12 protein-coding genes and 1 pseudogene are annotated in these 21,295 nt (G+C 70.5%); 8 read left to right on the top strand and 5 right to left on the bottom strand.

Annotation, left to right across the window (positions count from 1 at the left end):
- Positions 1-88: 88 nt before the first annotated feature.
- The 6 genes and pseudogenes from LY625_RS01335 to LY625_RS01310 all read left to right on the top strand — a co-directional run bounded on the left by LY625_RS01335 (position 89) and on the right by LY625_RS01310 (position 6,638).
- Positions 89-1,114: an amidohydrolase family protein gene (locus tag LY625_RS01335; RefSeq protein WP_233737204.1), complete on the top strand. Its 1,026-nt coding sequence runs from the start codon at positions 89-91 to the stop codon at positions 1,112-1,114.
- 12 nt (positions 1,115-1,126) lie between these two features.
- Positions 1,127-2,404 (top strand): kynureninase, encoded by a 1,278-nt coding sequence (gene kynU / locus LY625_RS01330; RefSeq protein WP_233737203.1) that lies wholly within the window; start codon positions 1,127-1,129, stop codon positions 2,402-2,404.
- 16 nt (positions 2,405-2,420) lie between these two features.
- Complete coding sequence (locus LY625_RS01325; protein ID WP_233737202.1) at positions 2,421-3,833, top strand: NAD(P)/FAD-dependent oxidoreductase; 1,413 nt, start codon at positions 2,421-2,423, stop codon at positions 3,831-3,833.
- Positions 3,833-5,245, top strand: a pseudogene (sbcB, locus tag LY625_RS01320) (exodeoxyribonuclease I); the annotation flags it as partial. The gene LY625_RS01325 and the pseudogene sbcB, both read left to right, overlap by 1 nt.
- A gap of 126 nt (positions 5,246-5,371) precedes the next feature.
- Positions 5,372-6,058, top strand: coding sequence for a TIGR02453 family protein (locus LY625_RS01315; RefSeq protein ID WP_233737201.1), 687 nt, complete (start codon positions 5,372-5,374; stop codon positions 6,056-6,058).
- A 1-nt stretch (position 6,059) separates the two neighbouring features.
- Positions 6,060-6,638, top strand: coding sequence for a DUF2939 domain-containing protein (locus LY625_RS01310; RefSeq protein WP_233737200.1), 579 nt, complete (start codon positions 6,060-6,062; stop codon positions 6,636-6,638).
- Positions 6,639-6,650: 12 nt separating this feature from the next.
- Here the strand turns inward: LY625_RS01310 and LY625_RS01305 are convergent, their stop codons facing one another.
- The 5 genes from LY625_RS01305 to LY625_RS01285 form a co-directional block, all read right to left on the bottom strand.
- A complete protein-coding gene (locus LY625_RS01305) occupies positions 6,651-8,015 on the bottom strand; it encodes an NAD(P)/FAD-dependent oxidoreductase (RefSeq protein WP_233737199.1) in 1,365 nt (454 codons plus the stop codon).
- A gap of 309 nt (positions 8,016-8,324) precedes the next feature.
- A complete protein-coding gene (locus LY625_RS01300; RefSeq protein ID WP_233737198.1) occupies positions 8,325-9,227 on the bottom strand; it encodes a 5'-nucleotidase in 903 nt (300 codons plus the stop codon).
- A gap of 47 nt (positions 9,228-9,274) precedes the next feature.
- Positions 9,275-10,051, bottom strand: a complete 777-nt coding sequence (locus LY625_RS01295; protein ID WP_233737197.1) for an NAD kinase — start codon at positions 10,049-10,051, stop codon at positions 9,275-9,277.
- A gap of 108 nt (positions 10,052-10,159) precedes the next feature.
- Complete coding sequence (locus tag LY625_RS01290) at positions 10,160-15,085, bottom strand: NAD-glutamate dehydrogenase domain-containing protein (protein ID WP_233737196.1); 4,926 nt, start codon at positions 15,083-15,085, stop codon at positions 10,160-10,162.
- A 173-nt stretch (positions 15,086-15,258) separates the two neighbouring features.
- Positions 15,259-16,641: an acyl-CoA dehydrogenase family protein gene (locus LY625_RS01285; RefSeq protein ID WP_343223443.1), complete on the bottom strand. Its 1,383-nt coding sequence runs from the start codon at positions 16,639-16,641 to the stop codon at positions 15,259-15,261.
- Here LY625_RS01285 and LY625_RS01280 point away from each other — a divergent pair.
- On the top strand, positions 16,592-17,527 hold the full coding sequence (locus LY625_RS01280) for a metalloregulator ArsR/SmtB family transcription factor (protein WP_233737194.1): 936 nt from the start codon (positions 16,592-16,594) through the stop codon (positions 17,525-17,527). The genes LY625_RS01285 and LY625_RS01280 overlap by 50 nt on opposite strands.
- Positions 17,524-21,285 (top strand): methionine synthase, encoded by a 3,762-nt coding sequence (gene metH / locus LY625_RS01275; protein WP_233737193.1) that lies wholly within the window; start codon positions 17,524-17,526, stop codon positions 21,283-21,285. Before LY625_RS01280 ends, metH begins: the two co-directional genes overlap by 4 nt.
- Positions 21,286-21,295: the final 10 nt, after the last annotated feature.

The following is a 21,295-nucleotide window of genomic DNA, read 5'->3' as shown; positions in this document are numbered from 1 at the left end:
GACAGTACGGCGTGCTGCCCGGAAAGCCAGCCTCGGTTATCGTGGTGGCCGGCCCGACCGGGTCCGGCCAGGGGGGAAGAAGGACACCGTGCTCAAGATCGACATCCACGCCCATTACCTGCCACGCGACTGGCCAGACCTGGCGCGCAAGTACGGCGAGCCGCGGTTCCCGGTGATCCACCACACCGACGACGGGCGCCACCGGATCTACAAGGACGGCCGGTTCTTCCGCGAGATCTGGTCCAACACCTGGGACCCGGAGCAGCGCATCGCCGACTACGCGCGCCACGGCGTGCAGGTCCAGGTGCTGAGCACGGTGCCGGTGATGTTCTCCTACTGGGCGCGTCCCCACCACGCGCTGGAGCTGCACCAGTCCCTCAACGACCACATGGCGGGTACCTGCCGCGACTACCCGCGCCATTACGCCGGGATCGGCACCGTGCCGCTGCAGTCGCCGCGGCTGGCGGTGCAGGAGCTGGAGCGCTGCATGGAGCAGTTGGGCCTGCAGGGCGTGCAGATCGGCAGCCACGTGACCCGCGAGGACGGCCGCCACTGGAACCTGGACGCGCCGGAGCTGTTCGAGTTCTTCCAGGCCGCCGCCGAGCTGGGCGCGGCGATCCTGGTGCATCCCTGGGACATGATGGGCACCGACACCATGCCCAAGTACTGGCTGCCCTGGCTGGTCGGCATGCCCGCCGAGCAATCGCGCGCGGCCTGCTCCCTGGTGTTCGGCGGGGTGCTCGAGCGCCTGCCCGCGCTGAAGGTGTGCATGGCACACGGCGGCGGCAGCTTCCCGTACACGATCGGCCGCATCGAGCACGGCTTCAACATGCGCCCGGACCTGGTCGCCACCGACAATCCGCGCAACCCGCGCGAGTACCTGAAGCGACTGTATTTCGACTCCTGGGTCGCCGACGAGGCGGCCCTGCGCTACCTGCTCGAGGTCACCGGCGTGGACCGGGTGATGCTCGGCACCGACTACCCCTTCCCGCTGGGCGAGCAGGAACCCGGCGCCGGCATCGCCGCGCTCGGGCTCGACGACGAGGCCCGCGCCCGCCTGTACCACGGCACCGCGCTGGAATGGCTCGGCCTGCCCCGCTCGCGCTTCCAGTGACGACACCCTCCGATGCCTGAGATCTTCGACGAACGACACGCCCTGGGGCTCGACGAGCGCGACCCGCTGCCGACGCTGCGCGGGGAATTCCACATGCCGTGCGCCGGCGACGGCGAGCAGGCCTATTTCGTGGGCAACTCGCTGGGGCTGCAGCCGCGCGGCGCGCGCGCCCATGTCGAGGAAGTCCTCGATACCTGGGCCGAGGTCGCGGTGGAGGGGCACTTCCGCGGGCATTCGGCCTGGATGCCCTACCACGAGCTGGTCCGCGACGGGCTGGCCAGGGTACTCGGGGCGCAGCCGCGGGAAGTGGTGGCGATGAACTCGCTGACCGCCAACCTGCATTTCATGATGGTCAGCTTCTACCGCCCGACGCCGGAGCGGCCGGCGATCCTGGTCGAGGCCGGCGCCTTCCCGACCGACCGCTACGCGGTGGAGTCGCAGATCCGCTTCCACGGCTTCGACCCGGCCACCGACCTCATCGAGGTGGCGCCCGACCAGCCCGGAGGCACGCTGTCGATGGCCGCCATCGAACGCGCGATAGCCCTGCATGGCCCACGGCTGGCGCTGGTGCTGTGGCCGGGCGTGCAGTACCGCACCGGACAGGCCTTCGACCTGGCGGAGATCGCCCGCCTCGCCCATGCCCAGGGCGCCAGCTGCGGCTTCGACCTGGCACACGCGGCCGGCAACCTCGAGCTGGCCCTGCACGACAGCGGGGCGGACTTCGCCGTGTGGTGCCACTACAAGTACATGAACAGTGGCCCGGGCGCGGTCGGCGGCTGCTTCGTGCACGAGCGCCACGCCCGCAGCGACCGGCCGCGCTTCGCCGGCTGGTGGGGCCACGAGGCCGCGTCCCGCTTCCGGATGGGGCCCGAATTCGTGCCGACCCCGGGGGCCGAGGGCTGGCAACAGAGCAATCCACCGATCCTTGCACTGGCGCCACTGCGTGCCTCGCTGGAACTGTTCGACCGCGCCGGAATGGCGGCGTTGCGCGGCAAGTCCCTGCGCCTGACCGGCTACCTGCGCGGGCTGGTCGAGCAGCGGCTGGCCGGCGTGCTGGAGATCCTCACCCCGGCCGCGCCCGGGGGCCATGGCAGCCAGCTTTCGCTGCGGGTCGCCGGGGGCCGGGAGCGGGGACGCTCGCTGTTCGAGTACCTGGAAGCCGATGGCGTGCTGGGCGACTGGCGCGAGCCCGACGTGATCCGCATCGCCCCCGCCCCGCTCTACAACACCCACCACGACGTGTTGCGTTTCGCCCGGGCCGTCGAGGCCTGGCGCGACCGCACCCCCTGACCGGCGGAGCCGCCACGTGCCCAACGAATCCAGCGCATCCGGCGACCGCCGGCTCACGATCATCGGCGCCGGCCTGGCCGGGGCGGTGCTGGCCGCCCTGCTTGCCCGCCGCGGCTGGCAGGTCGAGGTCCACGAGATGCGAGGCGACCCGCGCCGGCAGGGCTACGAGCGCGGGCGTTCGATCAACCTCGCCCTGGCCGAGCGTGGCCGCGGCGCATTGCGCGAGGCCGGCGCCGACGGGGCGGTGATGGCCCAGGCGATCATGATGCGCGGGCGCATGGTCCACTTCGACGACGGCCGGGTGGACCTGCAGCGCTACGGACTCGACGACAGCGAGGTGATCTGGTCGGTGCACCGCGGCCGGCTCAACCAGGCGCTGCTGGACATCGCCGAGCGCGCCGGCGCGCGGCTGTACTTCGACCGGAAGCTGGAATCGGTCGACTTCGAGGCGAAGACCGCGACCTTCTCCGATGCCGGCGGCACCCACGAGGCGGCGTTCTCCACCCTCGTCGGTGCCGACGGTGCCGGTTCGGCGGTGCGCCGGGAAATGGCCAGGGCGACCAGCCTGGGCGAACGCACCCGGATGCTCGGCCACTCCTACAAGGAGCTGGAGATCCCGCCCACGGCGGACGGCGGCTTCCGCATCGAGAAGAACGCCCTGCACATCTGGCCGCGCGGTCGCTTCATGTGCATCGCCCTGCCCAACACCGAGGGCACCTTCACCGTCACCCTGTTCATGCCCAACGAGGGCGACCCGGCCGCCGACGTGCCGGGCTTCGACCGGGTGCGCGACGGGGCGCAGGCACGGGCCCTGTTCCAGCGCCGGTTCCCGGACGCCTCCCCGCTGATCCCGCGGCTGGAGCACGACTTCGAGCACAACCCGACCGGCAGCCTGGGCACGCTGTACCTGGACCGCTGGCACCTGGACGGGCGCGCGGTGCTGGTGGGCGATGCCGCGCATGCGATGGTGCCGTTCCACGGCCAAGGCATGAACTGCGCGTTCGAGGACTGCGCGGCGCTGGCCCGGCACCTCGATGCCGCCGGAGATGATCCGGCCCGGGCCCTTGCCGCCTACCAGGACGAGCGCCTGCCGAACGCGCGGGCGATCCAGCACATGGCGCTGGAGAACTACCTGGAGATGCGCGACCGGGTGGACGATGCCGATTACCTGCTCCAGCGCGCCCTGGAGATCCGCCTGGCGCACCGGCATCCCGATCGCTTCGTGCCGCGCTACTCGATGGTGACCTTCCGCCACCTGCCCTACGCCCTGGCGCTGATGCGCGGCAACCTGCAGCGCGAGCTGCTGGTCGAACTGACCGCTGGGCTGGAGAGCCTGGAGCAGCTCGACTGGGACCGTGCCGACGCCCTCGTCCACGAGCGCCTGGCGCCGCTGCCGTCCGGGCGCGTGCCCGAGCGGGCCGGCAGCTGATGGCCGCCAGCTTCCTGTTCTACGACCTGGAGACCTTCGGCACCGATCCGCGCCGCAGCCGCATCGCCCAGTTCGCCGCGATCCGCACCGACAGCGGGCTGGAACCGGTCGAGGAGCCGGTCAGCCTGTTCGTCCGCCCCGCCGACGACCTGCTGCCCTCGCCCGGCGCGACCCTGGTCACCGGCATCACCCCGCAACGGGCGCTCGCCGAAGGCGTGGCCGAGGCCGAGGCATTCGGCCGGATCTGCGAGGAAATGTCGCGGCCCGGTACCTGCACCCTGGGCTACAACTCGCTGCGCTTCGACGACGAGTTCATCCGCCACGGCCTGTTCCGCAACTTCTTCGACCCCTACGAGCGCGAGTGGCGCGGCGGCAACTCGCGCTGGGACCTGCTGGACGTATTCCGGCTCGCCCACGCGCTGCGGCCGGACGGCATCATCTGGCCCAGGCGCGAGGACGGACATGCCTCCTTCCGCCTGGAGCACCTGGCCGAGGCCAACGACGTGCGCGAGGGCGACGCGCACGAGGCACTCTCCGACGTGCGGGCATTGATCTCGATGGCGCGCCTGCTGCGCCAGGCGCAGCCCCGGCTGTGGGACTACGCGCTGCGGCTGCGCGACAAGCGCCATGTCGCCGGGATGCTCGATCCCATCGCCATGGAGCCGGTCCTGCACGTGTCGCAGCGCTTCCCGGCCAGCCGGATGTGCGCCGCGCCGGTGCTGCCGCTGGCCACGCACCCGTCGATCGGCAACCGGGTGATCGTGTTCGACCTGGCGCAGGATCCGGGACCGCTGCTGGAACTGGACCCCGAGGCGATCGCCGCGCGCCTGTACGTGCGCAGCGAGGCGCTGCCGGAAGGCTGCGAGCGGATTGCGCTCAAGGAAATCCACCTCAACCGCAGTCCGGCCCTGGCCGCCTGGCACCACCTGCGTCCGGCCGACCTGGAGCGGCTGGGGATCGATGCCGACGAGGTGGAACGCCGGGCACAGGTCCTGCGGGCGGCCGGCCCGGCGCTGGCGGAGAAGCTGCGCCGGGTGTTCGCCGGCAAGGGTCCACGCGGCCCGGGGGACGTCGACGGCGGGCTCTACGACGGTTTCCTGGATGCCGGGGACCGCCGGCTGTGCAGCGAAGTCCGCGCCACCCCGCACACCGCGCTCGGCGAATGCGGGTTCGGTTTCCGCGACCCGCGCCTGCACGAGCTGCTGTTCCGTTACCGGGCCCGCAACTGGCCCGGGACCCTGTCGGCCGACGAGCAGGCGCGCTGGGACGACTACCGGCGCCGCCGCCTGCATGGCGACGAGGGCCTGGCCGAGCACGGCTTCGCCGGCTTCGATGCCGAGCTCGCCGGACTGCGTGCCGCGCACCGGGCAGACCCGGCCCGGCTGGCCCTGCTGGACGCCCTGCAGGACTGGCGCGACCGCCTCGAAGCCGGACTGGGACCGCCGCACGGCCAGGCGGCGGATGCCCGCTCCGCCAGCATCGGCGGCGCCGCCGGGGCTTAACCGCGCTACAGCCACGCCGCCCTACCATCCCCGTCCATGCCAGCCTATTTCAGCGAGGGCACCTGGCGCTTCTTCAGGGCGCTGGCCCGCAACAACAACCGCACCTGGTTCCACGCCCACAAGCCGGACTACGAGCGCCACGTACGCGAGCCGTACCAGCGGCTGCTCGAGGACCTGCGGCCGGCGGTCGCGGAGATCAGCGCGCACTACCACGCCAACCCGGCGCGGGCGGGCGGCTCGCTGTTCCGGATCAACCGGGACACGCGCTTCGCCAACGACAAGTCGCCGTACAAGACCTGGCAGGGCGCGAAGATCTACCACACCCGCCATCGCCAGCTGGAGGCGCCGTCTTTCCACCTGCACCTGCGGCCGGGACAGAGTTTCGTCGGCGCCGGCCTGTGGCGCCCGCACAACGACACCGTGCGCAAGGTTCGGCAATTCATCCTCGACAACCCCGCCAGCTGGAAGGCCGCCGCGCACGACGCCGGGGTCCGCGAACGCTTCGCGCTCGACGACCGCAACATGCTGGTCCGCATGCCGCATGGTTTCCCGGCCGATTTCGAGTTCGCCGCCGATCTCAGGCGCAAGGGCTTCGTGCTCATGCGGCCGCTGGACGATTCGGCCATGACCGGCCCCGGCCTGCTCGCGTTGCTGGAAGAGGACTTCGCCGCCCTCGCCCGCTTCACCGATTACCTGTGCGCGGCGGTCGACCTGGAGTTCTGAGATGCGCAGATGGCTGCTGTCCGCCCTCGCCCTGATCGTGCTGCTGGCCGGCTGGATCGCCGCCGGACCGTGGATGGCGGTCAACGGGATCCGCAACGCGCTGGCCACCCACGACACCGCCGCGCTGGAGCGGCATGTCGATTTCCCGCAGTTGCGCGCCAACCTGAAGGCGCGGGCCGACGACTACCTGGTACGCCGGGTGGGCCCGGAGTTCGCCGCCAGCCCATTGGGCGGCCTGATGACCCGGGTGGCCAGCGGGTTGGCCGGTGGTGCCGTGGATACCCTGGCCACCCCCGCCGGCGTGGGCGCGCTGCTGGAAGGGCGCAGCCTGTGGCATCGCGGCAGCGGCGGCGGAATCAGCGCCGGTGACGCCTACGCGCACGCCCCACCGGCGGACCCGCTTGCCGACCCGCAGTGGCGTTACGAGTCGCCCTCGCGCTTCACCGCCACCATCGAGCCGGCAGCCGGTACGCCGGTCACCCTGGTGCTCACCCGGCAGGGCCTGCGCTGGCGGGTGACCGACATCGTGCCGGCCGAAGCGCCGTGGCCCGGGCCGGACCGAAGGGCCGCGCCCGGGTGACGATGCCTGTCCTCAGGCGGACTTCCGCAGTGCCTCCGGCTGGTTGAGGAAGGCTTCCATCGAGTCGTCCATCGCCTCCATCCACGGGGTGTGGTGCACCGGTGCCCGGGTCCCGGTCACGGTCGACGGGTAGCTGCGGTCGCGGTAACCGAGGATGTCTTCCCTCTTGTGCTGCATCCACTGCTTGAACAGCGCGCCCATGCCCTCGATGTCGAACTCGGGGTAATCGGTGCAGTCGACCAGGTCGCGGGTATAGGCCGCCTGGAAGTCGATCTCGTCGTCGGCGCTGGCGGCCGCCTCTTCGCGGGCCAGCCAGGCCAGGCTATCGGCGCGCATCCCGGCCACGGGCGGCAGTTCCAGCCTTCCCATGATCACGTCGCGGGCATACCAGGCCTGGGCATCGAACATGTTGAAGGTGTAGTACTGGTCCTGCATGCCCAGGTAGACGAGTTTCGGGTTGTCGATCCAGAACACGCCCTTGTACAGGTCGGCCGGATAGAGGCGGTTGCGGGTACGCAGCGTCAGCCCGTCGGGCAGGAACGGGAAATGGTGCTGGTAGCCGGTGCACAGGATGATCGCGTCGACCTCCCGCGAGCTGCCGTCCCTGAAATGCGCGGTGTTGCCCTCGACCCGCAGCAGCAACGGGCGCTCTTCGAACGCGTCCGGCCAATCGTAGCCCATGGGTGCGCTGCGGTAGCTGAAGGTGACCGATCTTGCCCCGTATTTGTGGCATTGGGTGCCGATGTCCTCGGCCGAGTAGCTCGAGCCGACCAGGAGCAGGTCCTTGCCCTGGAACTCGCAGGCGTCGCGGAAATCATGGGCGTGCAGCACGCGTCCCGGGAAGTGCTCCAGGCCTTCGAAGTACGGCACGTTGGGGGTCGAGAAGTGGCCGGTGGCGACGATGACGTGGTCGAACTCCTCGGTCGCCAGTTCATCCTTCACGACATCCCGCACGGTGACACTGAACCTGCCGGACGCGTCCGAGTACTCGACCCACTGCACCGCGGTGTTGAAGCGGATCTGTTCCCGCAGCCCCCACCTCTCGATTCGCCCCATGATGTAGTCACGCAGGACCTCGCGCGGTGGGTAGGACGGGATTGGCCGGCCGAAATGCTCCTCGAAGCCATAGTCGGCGAACTCCAGGCACTCCTTGGGACCGTTGGACCACAGGTAGCGGTACATGCTCCCGTGCACCGGCTCGCCGTAGGCATCCAGCCCGGTGCGCCAGGTGTAGTTCCACATGCCGCCCAGGTCGGACTGCTTCTCGTAGCAGACGATCTCGGGCACCTCGGCACCGGCGCGGCGCGCGGATTCGAAGGCACGAAGCTGTGCCAGGCCACTGGGGCCGGCGCCGAGGATCGCGATTCGCTTGCTCATGTTCGGGTGTTGTCTCCTGTCTGTTGCGGCGGTGCGCGTACCCCGGTCCCGCGCCGGCACGGCAGCAGGCGGGCTGCGCCCGGATGGTGGTGTTCGTTGCACACGGGACCCGGCAGCCGCGCGGACAGCGCGAGCCACGGGCAATCAGGCGTGATGCCGCCGGCGAGGGTCCTCGACCCTGCTCCCCAACCCACCGGGTGGACACGTCGCGACGAGCGGCCGGACGGCCACAGCGCACCCCGATGGGTGCAGGCGATCGCAGACGATGGGCGAAATTCTAGCAGGAACCGTGCATTTTGCCGACCAATGTCATGGATTGGCGATCCCGTGCGGGACGTGCCCGGCGGTCACCAGGCCACGCGCCGACTCGATGTTGTGCTCGGAATCGTCGAAGAAGATGTCGGCCCCGAACGCCTCCAGGAACGGGCCCTTCGCCCGCCCGCCCAGGAACAGCGCCTCGTCCAGCCGGATGCCCCAGCCGCGCAGGGTGCGGATCACCCGCTCGTGCGCCGGCACCGAGCGGGCGGTGACCAGCGCGGTGCGGATCGGCGCGTCCTGGCCGGTGGGGAACGCCGCCTGGAGCCGGTGCAGGGCGTCTAGGAAGCCGCGGAACGGCCCCCCGCTCAGGGCCTCGGCGGCGCGGCTGCGCTCGTGTTCGGCGAAGGCCGCCAGCCCGCCCTCGCGGCTGATCCGTTCACCCTCGTCATCGAAGATCACCGCATCGCCGTCGAAGGCGATGCGCAGCTGGTCGGAACGCTGCTGCGGCACCCGGCTGGGCAGCAGGGTCGCCGCCGCCACGCCGGCACTGAGCGCGTTGCGCACGTCCTGGGCGTTGGTCGACAGGAACAGGTCGGCACCGAACGGGCGCACGTAGGGATACGGCGGGGCGCCATTGCTGAAGGCGGCGCGGCGGATCGCCAGCCCGTGGTGGGCGATCGAGTTGAAGATCCGCAGCCCGGTATCGGCCGAGTTGCGCGAGATCAGGATCACCTCGACCCGCGGCGCCTCCGGCGGGGAGCCCTCGTTGAGCGCCAGCAGCTTGCGCACCAGCGGGAACGCCACCCCCGGCTCGAGCAGCTGGTCCTCATGGCTGCGCTGGAACTCGGCGTAGGCATCCAGGCCCTCGCTCTCGAACAGGACGTGGCTTTCCTCCAGGTCGAACAGGGTGCGCGAGGAGATCGCGACGATCAGCGGGTCGACGAGGTCGTTCATGCCGCTGATTGTGCCCGCGCCCGGTCGCATCCGGCGAGACGCCCGGTTCAGCCGCTGGTGAACTGCTCGGCCAGCATCCGCTCCTCGAGCCGGTGGTCGGGGTCGAACATCAGCGTCACGCTGCGGTCGCGCGACTCGCGCACGGTGACCTCGACCACGTCGCGCACCTCGTGGGAGTCGGCGGTGGCGCTGACCGGGCGCTTGTACGGATCGAGCACCCGGAACTTCACCTCGGTACCGGCCATCAGCACCGCGCCGCGCCAGCGCCGCGGGCGGAAGGCGGCGATCGGGGTGAGCGCGATGACCCCGGCGCCCAGTGGCAGGATCGGCCCCTGGGCGGAAAAGTTGTAGGCCGTGGAGCCGGCCGCGGTGGCCACCAGCACGCCGTCGCAGATCAGCTCCTCCAGGCGGACCTGGCCATTGAGCTCGATCGACACATGGGCCGCCTGGCGGGTCTGGCGCAGCAGCGAGACCTCGTTGTAGGCCAGCGAGCCGACGCTGGCGCCGGATTCGGACTGCGCGAGCATCTCCAGCGGGTGCAGGACCGCCGGCTCGGCGGCGTGGAGCCGGCCGACCAGCCCATCGCTGCGGAAGTGGTTCATCAGGAAGCCGACGGTGCCCAGCTTCATGCCGTAGAACGGCTTGCCCAGCGCGGCATGGCGGTGGAGCGTCTGCAGCATGAAACCGTCGCCACCCAGCGGCACCAGTACGTCGGCGTCCTCCGGCGGATGGTCGCCATGCAGCCGGGTCAGTTCCTCGCAGGCCGCGCGTGCGTCCGGCGCCGGGCTGGCCAGGAAACAGATGCGCGGGTCCTGCGCCGTCATGGGAGTCGAGTTCGGCATGCGGCGAGGATAGCGCGGGCGGGTGAAAGAACGGGCGGGGACCCTGATGGATCCCCGCCCGTCCGGAACAGCATGCAGCGGCGCGGCGCCTCAGCCGCCGGTCGCGGCGGCCTGGGCCAGGCGGCGCACGGCCACCGACACCGTCGGGTAGTCCAGCTCCTTCTGCGTGGACATCTCCTCGAGCATCGACTGGGCGAAGCGCAGTGCCGGGTCGTCACGCTCCAGCCACGCGCTGACCTTCGCCTCCACCGGCTTGCGCCCGCCGCCGGCCAGCACCTGGCCGACCAGCGCCCGCTGCTGCGCGGCCAGCTCGTCGCGCAGCGATCCGCGGGCGAGCGCATGCCAGCGGCCCTCGACCGGCAACTGGCCGATCTGCTCGTACACCCACGGCAGCTGCAGCGCGGCACCCACCGCGAAGAACGCCTGCGACACGTCCACCGGCGAGAGCTTGCGCGAGTGCGCGATCTCGATGATGTCCGGGGCGAACTCGAGCATCGGCAGGGCGGCCAGTTCGGCGGCCAGCGACGCCGGCACCCCCTTCTGCTTCCACTCGGCCAGCGAGGCCTCGTACTGCTCGCGGCGCACCTGCGACATCGTCCTGGGCAGCGCCTCGCGCACCGCCTTCAGGCCTTCGCCGAAGCGCGCCATCGAGGTGGTGATCTCCGGCATCGCGCCCGGGCGCAGCAGCAGCCAGCGCGAGAACGCGCGCAGCAGGTTCCAGATCACCAGCAGCGCGTCGATCTGCACCGCCTCCAGCACCTTGCCGTCGAGCCCGTCGATCTGCGCCCACAGCCCACGGGCATCCAGCGCCTCGCGGGCGATGGTGTAGGCCTCGGCGATCTCGCCCGGGCTGCGCCCGGTGTCCTCGGCCATGCGCAGCGCGAAGGTCGCGCCCATGCGGTTGACCATGGAGTTGGTCACCGCGGTGGCGATGATCTCGCGCTTGAGGCGGTGGCCTTCCATGAAGCCGGCGTACTTCTTCTGCAACGGCTCGGGGAAGTAGCGCACCAGCTCCTTCGACAGGTACGGATCTTCCGGCACGTCCGAGTCGACCAGCTGCTGGAACAGCACCAGCTTGGAGTACGACAGCAGCACCGCCAGCTCCGGCCGGGTCAGGCCCAGGCCGCGGGCGCGGCGCTCGGACAGCTCCGCGTCGGACGGCAGGTACTCGATCTGCCGGTCCAACAGGCCCTGCGACTCCAGGACCTGGATGAAGTGCTGCTTGGCGCCCAGGCGCGGCACGCTCATCCGCTCCATCAGGCTGATGGCCTGGTTCTGGCGGTAGTTGTCGCCCAGCACCAGGCCGGCGACCTCGTCGGTCATCTCCGCCAGCAGCTTGTTGCGCGCGTCGGTCTTGAGCTTGCCCGCCTTGACGACTTCGTTGAGCAGGATCTTGATGTTCACCTCGCGGTCGGAGGTGCCTACGCCGGCGGAGTTGTCGATGAAGTCGGTGTTGAGGATGACCCCCGCTGCGGCCGCCTCGATGCGGCCCAGCTGGGTCATGCCCAGGTTGCCGCCCTCGCCGATCACCTTCGCCCGCACCTCGCCGCCGTTGATGCGGACCGGGTTGTTGGCGCGGTCACCCACGTCGGCATGGCTTTCGCTGGCGGCCTTGATGTAGGTGCCGATGCCGCCGTTCCACAACAGGTCGACCGGGGCGCGCAGGATCGCGCTGACCAGCTCGCTGGGGCTGAGCGAGTCGATCGACTCGTCGATGCCCAGGGCCTGCCGCGCCTCGGCGGTCAGCTTCACCGACTTGGCGCTGCGCGGGTACACCCCGCCGCCCTTGCTGATCAGCTCGGCCTTGTAGTCCTCCCAGCTCGAGCCGGCCAGCTTGAACAGGCGCTGGCGCTCCTTGAACGAACGCGCGGCATCCGGATCCGGATCGATGAAGACGTGCCGGTGGTCGAACGCGGCGACCAGGCGGATGTGCCTGCTCAGCAGCATGCCGTTGCCGAACACGTCGCCGGACATGTCGCCGATGCCGACCGCGGTGAAGTCCTGCTTCTGGCTGTCCACGCCCAGCGAGCGGAAGTGGCGCTTTACCGACTCCCAGGCGCCGCGGGCGGTGATGCCCATGCCCTTGTGGTCGTAGCCCACCGAGCCGCCGGATGCGAACGCATCGCCCATCCAGAAGCCGTGGTCGGCCGAGATCTGGTTGGCGATGTCGGAGAAGCGCGCGGTGCCCTTGTCGGCGGCGACCACCATGTACGGGTCGTCCCCGTCGTGGCGGACCACGTCGTCCGGGTGGACGATGGCGCCGTCGACCAGGTTGTCGGTGATGTCGAGCAGGCCGTTGATGAACATCCGGTAGCAGGCCACGCCCTCGGCCTGCAGGGCGTCACGCGCGGCAGGCGGGCGCTTGACGATGAAGCCGCCCTTGGCGCCGACCGGGACGATGATGGTGTTCTTGACCATCTGCGCCTTGACCAGGCCCAGCACCTCGGTGCGGAAGTCCTCGCGCCGGTCGGACCAGCGCAGGCCGCCGCGGGCCACGGCGCCGAAGCGCAGGTGGATGCCTTCCACGCGCGGGCCGTAGACGAAGATCTCGCGGTACGGGACCGGCTTGGGCGCGTCGGGCACCAGCGCGGTGTCGAACTTGTAGGCGACGTAGCCGCGCTGGGCGCCGCCGACGCCGGCCTGGTAGTAGCTGGTGCGCAGGGTCGCGCCGATCACGCCGATGAAGCTGCGCAGGATGCGGTCCTCGTCCAGGCTCGAGACCCGGTCCAGCAGCGCCGACATGGCCTCGTGCGCCGCCTCCATGCGGGCCTTGCGCTTGCCCTTGCGGGCGGCAAGCAGCGGCTCCAGGGCGGCCAGCGCCGAGGCATCGCCGCCGGCCAGGCCCTCGACCTGGGCGGCGAACTGCGCGAGCTCGTCCTTGCGCTCACGGGCACTGCGGTCGGCGTCCGGATCGAAGCGGGCCTCGAACATTTCCACCAGCAGGCGCGCCAGCAGTGGATAGCGGGCGAAGGTCTGCTCGACATACGCCTGCGAGAACGGCACGCCCACCTGCAGCAGGTACTTGCAGTAGGCGCGCAGCATCGCGACCTGGCGCCAGGTCAGGCCGGCGGCCAGCACCAGGCGGTTGAGGCCGTCGTTCTCGGCGTCGCCGCGCCAGACGCGGGCGAAGGCATCCTCGAAGCGGCCGTGCAGGCCCTCCACGTCGGCCCCGGCGTCGAGCGCCTCGACCTCGAAGTCCTGGATGTAGTACAGGCTCTCGCCGGCGTACAGCCGGTAGGGGTGCTCGGTGATCACCCGCAGGCCCATGTTCTCCATCAGCGGCAGCGCATCCGACAGCGGGATGTCGCCGTCCTGGCGGTAGAACTTGAAGCGCAGGCCGCCTGCGCCCGGGCGCAGCCGGTACAGGCTCAGGCGCAGGTCCTCGACGCCCTCGAGCGCGGCGAGGTGCTCGACGTCGGCCGCGGCCACCGCGACCGAGACGTCCTCGATGTAGCCATTGGGAAGCGCGCGGCCGAACTCGCCGGCCATCCGCAGGCCTTCGGCCTCGCCGTGGCGCTCGACCAGCACGTCGCGCAGCTCGTCGCGCCAGTCGCGGACGATCTCCACCAGCTCGGCCTCGATCGCCGCCGCATCGACCTGGACCGCCTCGCCCGGACGCGGACGCACCAGCAGGTGCACCTGGGCCAGCGGGGATTCGCCGAACACCACCGAGCTGTCGACGTGCTCGCCGTGCAGCGCACGCTTGAACATCGCCTCGATGCGCAGGCGCACGTCGGTGTTGAAACGGTCGCGCGGAATGTAGACCAGCGCCGAGAAGAAGCGACCGTAGCGGTCGCGGCGCAGGAACATGCGCGGACGCACGCGCTCCTGCAGGCCGAGGATGCCGGTGGTGGTGCGCAGCAGTTCCTCGCCGGTCGACTGGAACAGCTCGTCGCGCGGCAGGGTCTCCAGGATGTGGCGCAGCGCCTTGCCGCTGTGGCTTTCCGGGCGCAGGCCGGAGTTTTCCATCACGTGGGCGTGGCGCTGGCGGACCAGCGGGATCTCCCACGGGCGGCGGTTGTACGCCGAGGAGGTGTACAGGCCGAGGAAGCGCTCCTCCTTCACCGGCTTGCCGTCCTCGCCATAGGTCAGCACGCCGACATAGTCCATGTAGCCAGGACGGTGCAGCGTGGCCCGGGCGTTGGTCTTGGTCAGGATCAGCGCGTCGATCGCGCCGGAATGCGGCATGTAGGTGGCCGCCAGCGAGCTGATCAGCCGCGGCGCGCCGCCCTCGCTGCCGCGCAGCAGCCCCAGGCCGCTGCCCTTGACCGCACGCAGCACCGGGTCTTCGCCCTCGGTGACCACCTCGTACTCGCGGAAACCGAAGAAGATGAAGTGGTCGTCGGCGGCCCAGCGCAGGAACTCCTGCGCCTCCTTGCGGCCTTCCTCGTCGACCGGCAGCTGGCGGCCCTCGATCTCGTCGGCCACCTTCAGCATGCGCTCGCGCATCGGCTCCCAGTCGCGCACGATCGCGCGCACGTCGGCGAGCACCGCGCGCACCGCCTCCTCGATCCGCGGCATGGCGTCGGTCGCCTGGCGGTCGATCTCCAGGTGCATCAGCGACTCGGCCTCGCCCTCGCCCATCTGCTGCAGCTTGCCGGCCTTGTCGCGGGTCACCCGCAGCACCGGGTGGCCCAGCACGTGCACGCCGATCCCCAGCTCGGACAGCGCCATGGTCACCGAGTCGACCAGGAACGGCATGTCGTCGTTGACGATCTGCAGCACCGTGTGCGGCGACTCCCAGCCATGGGTCGCGCGGGTCGGGTTGAACAGGCGGACCTGCCCGGTACCCGGCTTGCGGGTGGCGATGAAGTCGAGGAAGTCCGTGGCCAGGGCGGCCCAGCCCTCCGGAGTGTGCTCGGGCATCTCGTCCTGGCCCATGCGCGCGTAGAACGCGTGCAGGAAGGCCTCGGCCTGGGCATGGCGGGGCTTGGGCAGGCCTTCCCGCATCGCTTTCAGGATCGGCTGCAGGGACACATCCTTGTCCTGCACGGGGGATTTACGCTGTTTGCTCATGGAAACCGGATGTCCAATTACGTTGAAGCCCGTGCTCGCGCACGGGCCGGGGCTCGTTGAGTCAACGGTGGGGGAAGCAGCGCCGGCCTTCGCCGGCGGCGATCGGGATGTCGCGGCGATCGCAGCCGCGTGTCACATGCAAGGCGGGGTACCGGGCGTGCCTGGCGGGCATGTCAGCGCAGCCCGGTCTCGTTGCGGGCGATCACCAGGCGCTGGATCTCGCTGGTGCCCTCGTAGATCTCGGTGATCTTGGCGTCGCGGAAATAGCGCTCGATCGGCATCTCCTTGGAGTAACCCATGCCGCCGTGGATCTGCAGCGCCTGGTGGGTGATCCACATGGCGGCCTCGGAAGCGGTGAGCTTGGCGATCGCGGCCTCGTTGCTGAAGCGCGCGCCACCCTGGTCGAACTGGCCCTTCTGCCAGGCCGCGCGCAGGGTCAGCAGCAGCGCCGCGTCGAGCTTGCACTTCATGTCGGCGATCTTCGCCTGGGTCATCTGGAACGCGCCGATCGGCTGGCCGAAGGCCTTGCGCTCCTTCACGTATTCCAGGGTCGCCTCATACGCTGCGCGGGCGATGCCGATGGCCTGGCTGGCGATGCCGATGCGCCCGGCGTCGAGCACGGTCATGGCGATCTTGAAGCCCTCGCCCTCGGCGCCGAGGATCTCGTCGGCCTGCACCACGTAGTCGTTGAACTCGATCTCGCAGGTGGCCGAGGCGCGGATGCCGAGCTTGGGCTCGGTCTTGCCGCGGCCGAAGCCCTCGCGGTCGGTGTCGATCATGAACGCGGTGATGCCGCGCGCGCCCCTGTCCTGGTCGGTCATGGCGAACAGCACGATGTACTTCGCGACCGGCCCGGAGGTGATCCAGCTCTTCTTGCCATTGACCACCCAGGTGCCGTCTGCCTGCTTCACCGCCTTGCAGCGCATCGAGGTGGCGTCGGAGCCGGACTGCGGCTCGGTCAGCGCGAAGGCGCCGATCTCGCGGCCTTCGGCGATCGCCCGCACGTACTTCTGCTTCTGTTCCTCGGTGCCGTACTTGAGGATGCCGTTGCAGAACAGCGAGTTGTTGACCGACATGATCGTCGAGTGGGCGGCGTCGGCCGCGGCCACCTCGACCATCGCCAGCACGTAGCTGACCGGGTCCATCCCGGCGCCGCCGTACTCGGCCGGTACCTCGATGCCCATCAGGCCGTTTTCGCCGAGGGTACGGATGTTCTCGAGCGGGAACTCACCGGTGCGGTCGTGGTGCTCGGCGCTGGGCGCGATCTTCTCGTTCGCGATGCGACGGGCCACGTCCTGGATCATCAACTGCTCTTCGGTGAAGCTGAAATCCACGTTCCATACCTCGGCTTTTCTGGAATCGGGCAATTGTAGCCCTGCCGCCGCATTTACCGAATACGCCCGGCGGATACGCCGGACGCCGCATGGCCGGGCCGGCGCTTGACCGGAACCGGCGCCGGCAGCAGACTCCATCGCTGTATCGCGATGAACATATAAAGGATCACCGATGGATCTGGAAGCCTGGTCCGCCCGGCTGAAGGTGTTCGCCGACGCCACCCGCGTGCGCCTGCTGGCGCTGCTGGAGGACGAGGAACTCACCGTCGCCGAGCTGTCGGCCATCACCCGCCTGGCCCAGCCGCGGGTATCGACCCACCTGGCCCGCCTGCGCGAGGCCGGCCTGGTGCGCGACCGGCGTGCCGGCGTGTCCGCCTACTACCGCTTCGAGGAAGCGGCGCTGGACCCGGCGCAGCAGCAATTGTGGCGCACCCTGCGCTCGGGCAGCGACGACCCGCTGCTGCGCCAGGACGCCGAGCGGGTGCCCGAGGTGCTTGCCGCGCGCGCCGCCGGGCAGAACTGGGCGGACGCGGTGGCCGGCGACATGGAGCGCCACTACTCCCCCGGCCGCACCTGGGAGGCCATGGCCCGCTCGGCGCTGCCGCTGCTCGAGCCGGGCGACGTGCTCGACGTGGCTTCCGGTGATGGCGTGCTGGCCGAGTTGCTGGCCCCGCACTCGCACCGTTACGTCTGCCTGGACTCCAGCACCAAGGTGGTGCTGGCCGCCTCCGAGCGCCTGCGCCGGCTGGAGAACGTGGAGGTGCGCGAGGGCGACATGCACGCCCTGCCCTTCGACGACGCCAGCTTCGACCTGGCGGTGCTGATGCACGCGCTGACCTATGCCGACCAGCCGGCCAGGGCGGTCGCCGAGGCCGCGCGGGTGCTGCGCCCGGGCGGGCGCCTGCTGCTGACCAGCCTGGCCCGGCACGGCCATCGCGGCGTGGTCGAGGCCTACGGCCACGTCAACCTCGGCTTCACCGGCAAGGAGCTGCAGCGCTTCACCGCCCGGGCCGGTCTGGAGATCAGCAGCTGCGGCATCGCCACCCGCGAACGTCGCCCGCCGCACTTCGAGGTCATCGCCCTGATCGGGCGGAAGCCCGGGCGATGAACGGGCTTGCCTGGCTGCATCCCGGGCGCGCGGGCGCGCTGCTGGCCGCGCTGGACGAGCGGATCCTGGTCCTCGACGGGGCGATGGGGACGATGATCCAGCGCCATCGGCTGGAGGAGGCCGACTACCGTGGCGAGCGCTTTGCCGGCGGCTACGACAGCGAGCAACCGGCCGAAGGCCACCACCATGGGCCGCAGTGTGGCTGCGGCCGCGATCAGCGCGGCAACAACGACCTGCTGAGCCTGACCCGTCCGCAACTGATCCGCGACATCCATCGCGCCTACCTCGGAGCCGGGGCCGACCTGGTCGAGACCAATACCTTCAATTCCACGTCGGTCTCGCTGGCCGACTACGGACTGGCCCACCTGGCACGCGAGCTCAACGCCGCCGGCGCGCGCCTGGCGCGCGAGGCCTGCGCGGCGGCGGAGCCGGGGCGGCCGCGCTTCGTGGCCGGCGTGCTCGGCCCGACCAGCCGCACCGCCTCGCTGAGCCCGGACGTGAACCGGCCGGGTTTCCGCGCGACCACCTTCGACCAGCTGCGGGAGGCCTACCTGGAGGCCGCCACCGGGCTGATCGAGGGCGGCGCGGACCTGCTGATGGTCGAGACGGTGTTCGACACCCTGAACGCCAAGGCCGCGCTGTTCGCCATCGACGAAGCCTTCGAGGCCGCCGGCGGCCGGCTGCCGGTGATCGTCTCCGGGACCATCACCGATGCCTCCGGGCGCACCCTGTCGGGCCAGACCGCCGAGGCCTTCTGGTACTCGGTCCGCCACGCCCGGCCGCTGGCGATCGGCCTGAACTGCGCGCTCGGCGCGAAGGAGTTGCGCCAGCACGTCGACGTCCTCTCGCGGATCGCCGACACCCACATCAGCGCCCATCCGAACGCCGGGCTGCCGAACGCGCTCGGCGGCTACGACGAAACCCCTCAGGACATGGCCCGCGACCTGGGCGAATTCGCCCGCGCCGGACTGCTCAACCTGGTCGGGGGCTGCTGCGGCACCACGCCGGAGCACATCCGCGCCATCGCCGCGGCGGTCGACGGGGTGCGCCCGCGGGCCGTGCCGGCGGACACCGCCCGGCACACCCGCCTGAGCGGCCTGGAGCCGCTGGCGATCACCCCGCAGAGCAACTTCATCAACGTCGGCGAGCGCACCAACGTCACCGGCAGCGCGAGGTTCCGCAAGCTGATCAAGGACGGCCGCCTGGACGAGGCGGTCGCGGTGGCGCGCCAGCAGGTCGAGGGCGGGGCCCAGGTGCTGGACGTCAACATGGACGAGGGCCTGCTCGACTCGAAGAAGGCGATGGTGGAGTTCCTCAACCTGATCGCCGCCGAACCCGACATCGCCCGGATACCGGTGATGGTCGACAGTTCGAAGTGGGAGGTCATCGAGGCCGGGCTGAAATGCCTGCAGGGCAAGGGCATCGTCAACTCGATCTCGATGAAGGAAGGCGAGGCCGAATTCCTGCGCCAGGCGCGGCTGGTGCGCCGCCATGGCGCCGCGGTGGTGGTGATGGCCTTCGACGAGGACGGCCAGGCCGACACCGCGCAGCGCAAGGTCGCGATCTGCGCCCGGGCGCACGCGCTGCTCACGCGCGAGGCCGGCTTCGCACCCGAGGACATCATCTTCGATCCGAACGTGTTCGCCATCGCCACCGGCATCGAGGAGCACGACGGCTACGCGGTGGCCTTCATCGAGGCCGCCGGCGAGCTGAAGCGGCGCTTCCCGCACGGGCACGTATCCGGCGGCATCTCCAACGTCAGCTTCTCCTTCCGCGGCAACGAGACCGTGCGCCAGGCGATCCACGCGGTGTTCCTGCTGCACGCGATCCGCGCCGGGCTGGACATGGGGATCGTCAACGCCGGCGCGCTGCCGGTGCATGACGACATCGATCCGGAGCTGCGGCAGGCGGTCGAGGACGTGGTGCTCAACCGGCGGCCGGACGCGACCGAGCGGCTGCTGGAACTTGCGGAGCGGTACCGGGGCAAGAAGCGGGAACCGGAAGGCGGGAACGGAGAACGGGAGGCATGGCGTGACGGCACCGTCGCCGAGCGGCTCTCCCATTCGCTGGTCCACGGGATCGACCGCTGGGTCGTGGACGACACCGAGGAGGCGCGGCTGCAGGCCAGCCGCCCCCTGGACGTCATCGAAGGCCCGCTGATGGACGGCATGAACGTGGTCGGCGACCTGTTCGGCGCCGGCAGGATGTTCCTGCCGCAGGTGGTCAAGTCGGCGCGGGTGATGAAGAAGGCGGTCGCCCACCTGCTGCCGTACATCGAGGCCGAGAAACTGCGCACCGGCGACAGCGGCCAGTCCAACGGGCGGATCGTGATGGCCACGGTCAAGGGCGACGTGCACGACATCGGCAAGAACATCGTCGGCGTGGTGCTGGCCTGCAACAACTTCGAGGTCATCGACCTGGGGGTGATGGTGCCGGCACAGAAGATCCTCGACACCGCGCGGGCCGAGAACGCCGACATGATCGGGCTGTCCGGCCTGATCACCCCTTCGCTGGAGGAAATGGCGCACGTCGCGCGCGAAATGGAGCGCCAGGGCTTCAGCATGCCGCTGCTGATCGGCGGGGCGACCACCTCGCGCGCCTACACCGCACTGCGCATCGACCCGCATTACCGGCCCAGCGTGTGGGTGAAGGACGCCTCGCGTGCGGTCGGCGTCGCCCAGTCGCTAGTCAGCCCGGAACTGCGCGAGGCGTTCGTCGCCGCCAACGCGTCCGACTACGCCCAGGTCCGGCAGCGCCACCGCAACCGTGACGGCGGCAAGCGGCTGGTGTCGCTGGCGAAGGCCCGTGGGCAGCGCTTCGAGGGCGGCTGGGGCGACTACCGGCCGCCGGAGCCGAAGCGGCCCGGCCTGCACGTGTTCGACGACTATCCGCTGGCCGAACTGGTCGGGCTGATCGACTGGACCCCGTTCTTCCAGGCCTGGGAACTGCACGGGCGCTACCCGGCCATCCTGGACGACGAGGTGGTCGGCCGGCAGGCCACCGAACTGTTCGCCGATGCCCGCGCGATGCTGGAGCGGATCGTCGGGGAGAAGTGGCTGACCGCGCGCGCGGTGTTCGGCCTGTGGCCGGCGAACGCGATCGGCGACGACGTCGAGCTCACCCTGCCCGATGGCGGCGCGGCCCGCTTCCACTTCCTGCGCCAGCAGGTCGACAAACCGGCCGAGCGGCCGGACTTCTGCCTCGCCGACTTCATCGCGCCGAAGGACACCGGGGTGCGGGACTGGATCGGCGCCTTCGCGGTCACCGCCGGCATCGGCATCGAGCAGCACGTCGCCCGCTTCCAGGCCGACCACGACGATTACAACGCGATCCTGCTCAAGGCCCTGGCCGACCGGCTGGCCGAAACCCTGGCCGAGCGCCTGCACCAGCGGGTGCGCACGGAGTTCTGGGGCTACGCACCCGGCGAGTCACTGGACGCGCAGGCACTGATCGCCGAGCAGTACCGTGGCATCCGCCCCGCCCCGGGCTACCCGGCCTGCCCCGAGCACAGCGAGAAGGCGACGATCTTCCGGCTGCTCGATGCCACCGCCCATGCTGGCATCGAACTCACCGACCACTTCGCCATGCACCCGGCGGCCGCGGTGTCGGGGTACTACTTCAGCCATCCCGGCAGCCAGTACTTCGTGGTCGGGCGGGTCTCGAAGGAACAGGTCGCCGACTACGCCCGGCGCAAGGGCGCGACGCTGCAGCAGGCCGAACGCTGGCTGGCGCCGAACCTCGACTACGATCCGGACTGAAGTCCGCCGC

The organism is Lysobacter sp. GX 14042 (assembly GCF_021390425.1).
In the GTDB taxonomy this organism is placed as follows: Bacteria; Pseudomonadota; Gammaproteobacteria; order Xanthomonadales; family Xanthomonadaceae; genus Novilysobacter.
Note: the sequence above shows the minus strand (reverse complement) of the source record. Positions and strands in the feature narration are given on the sequence as shown.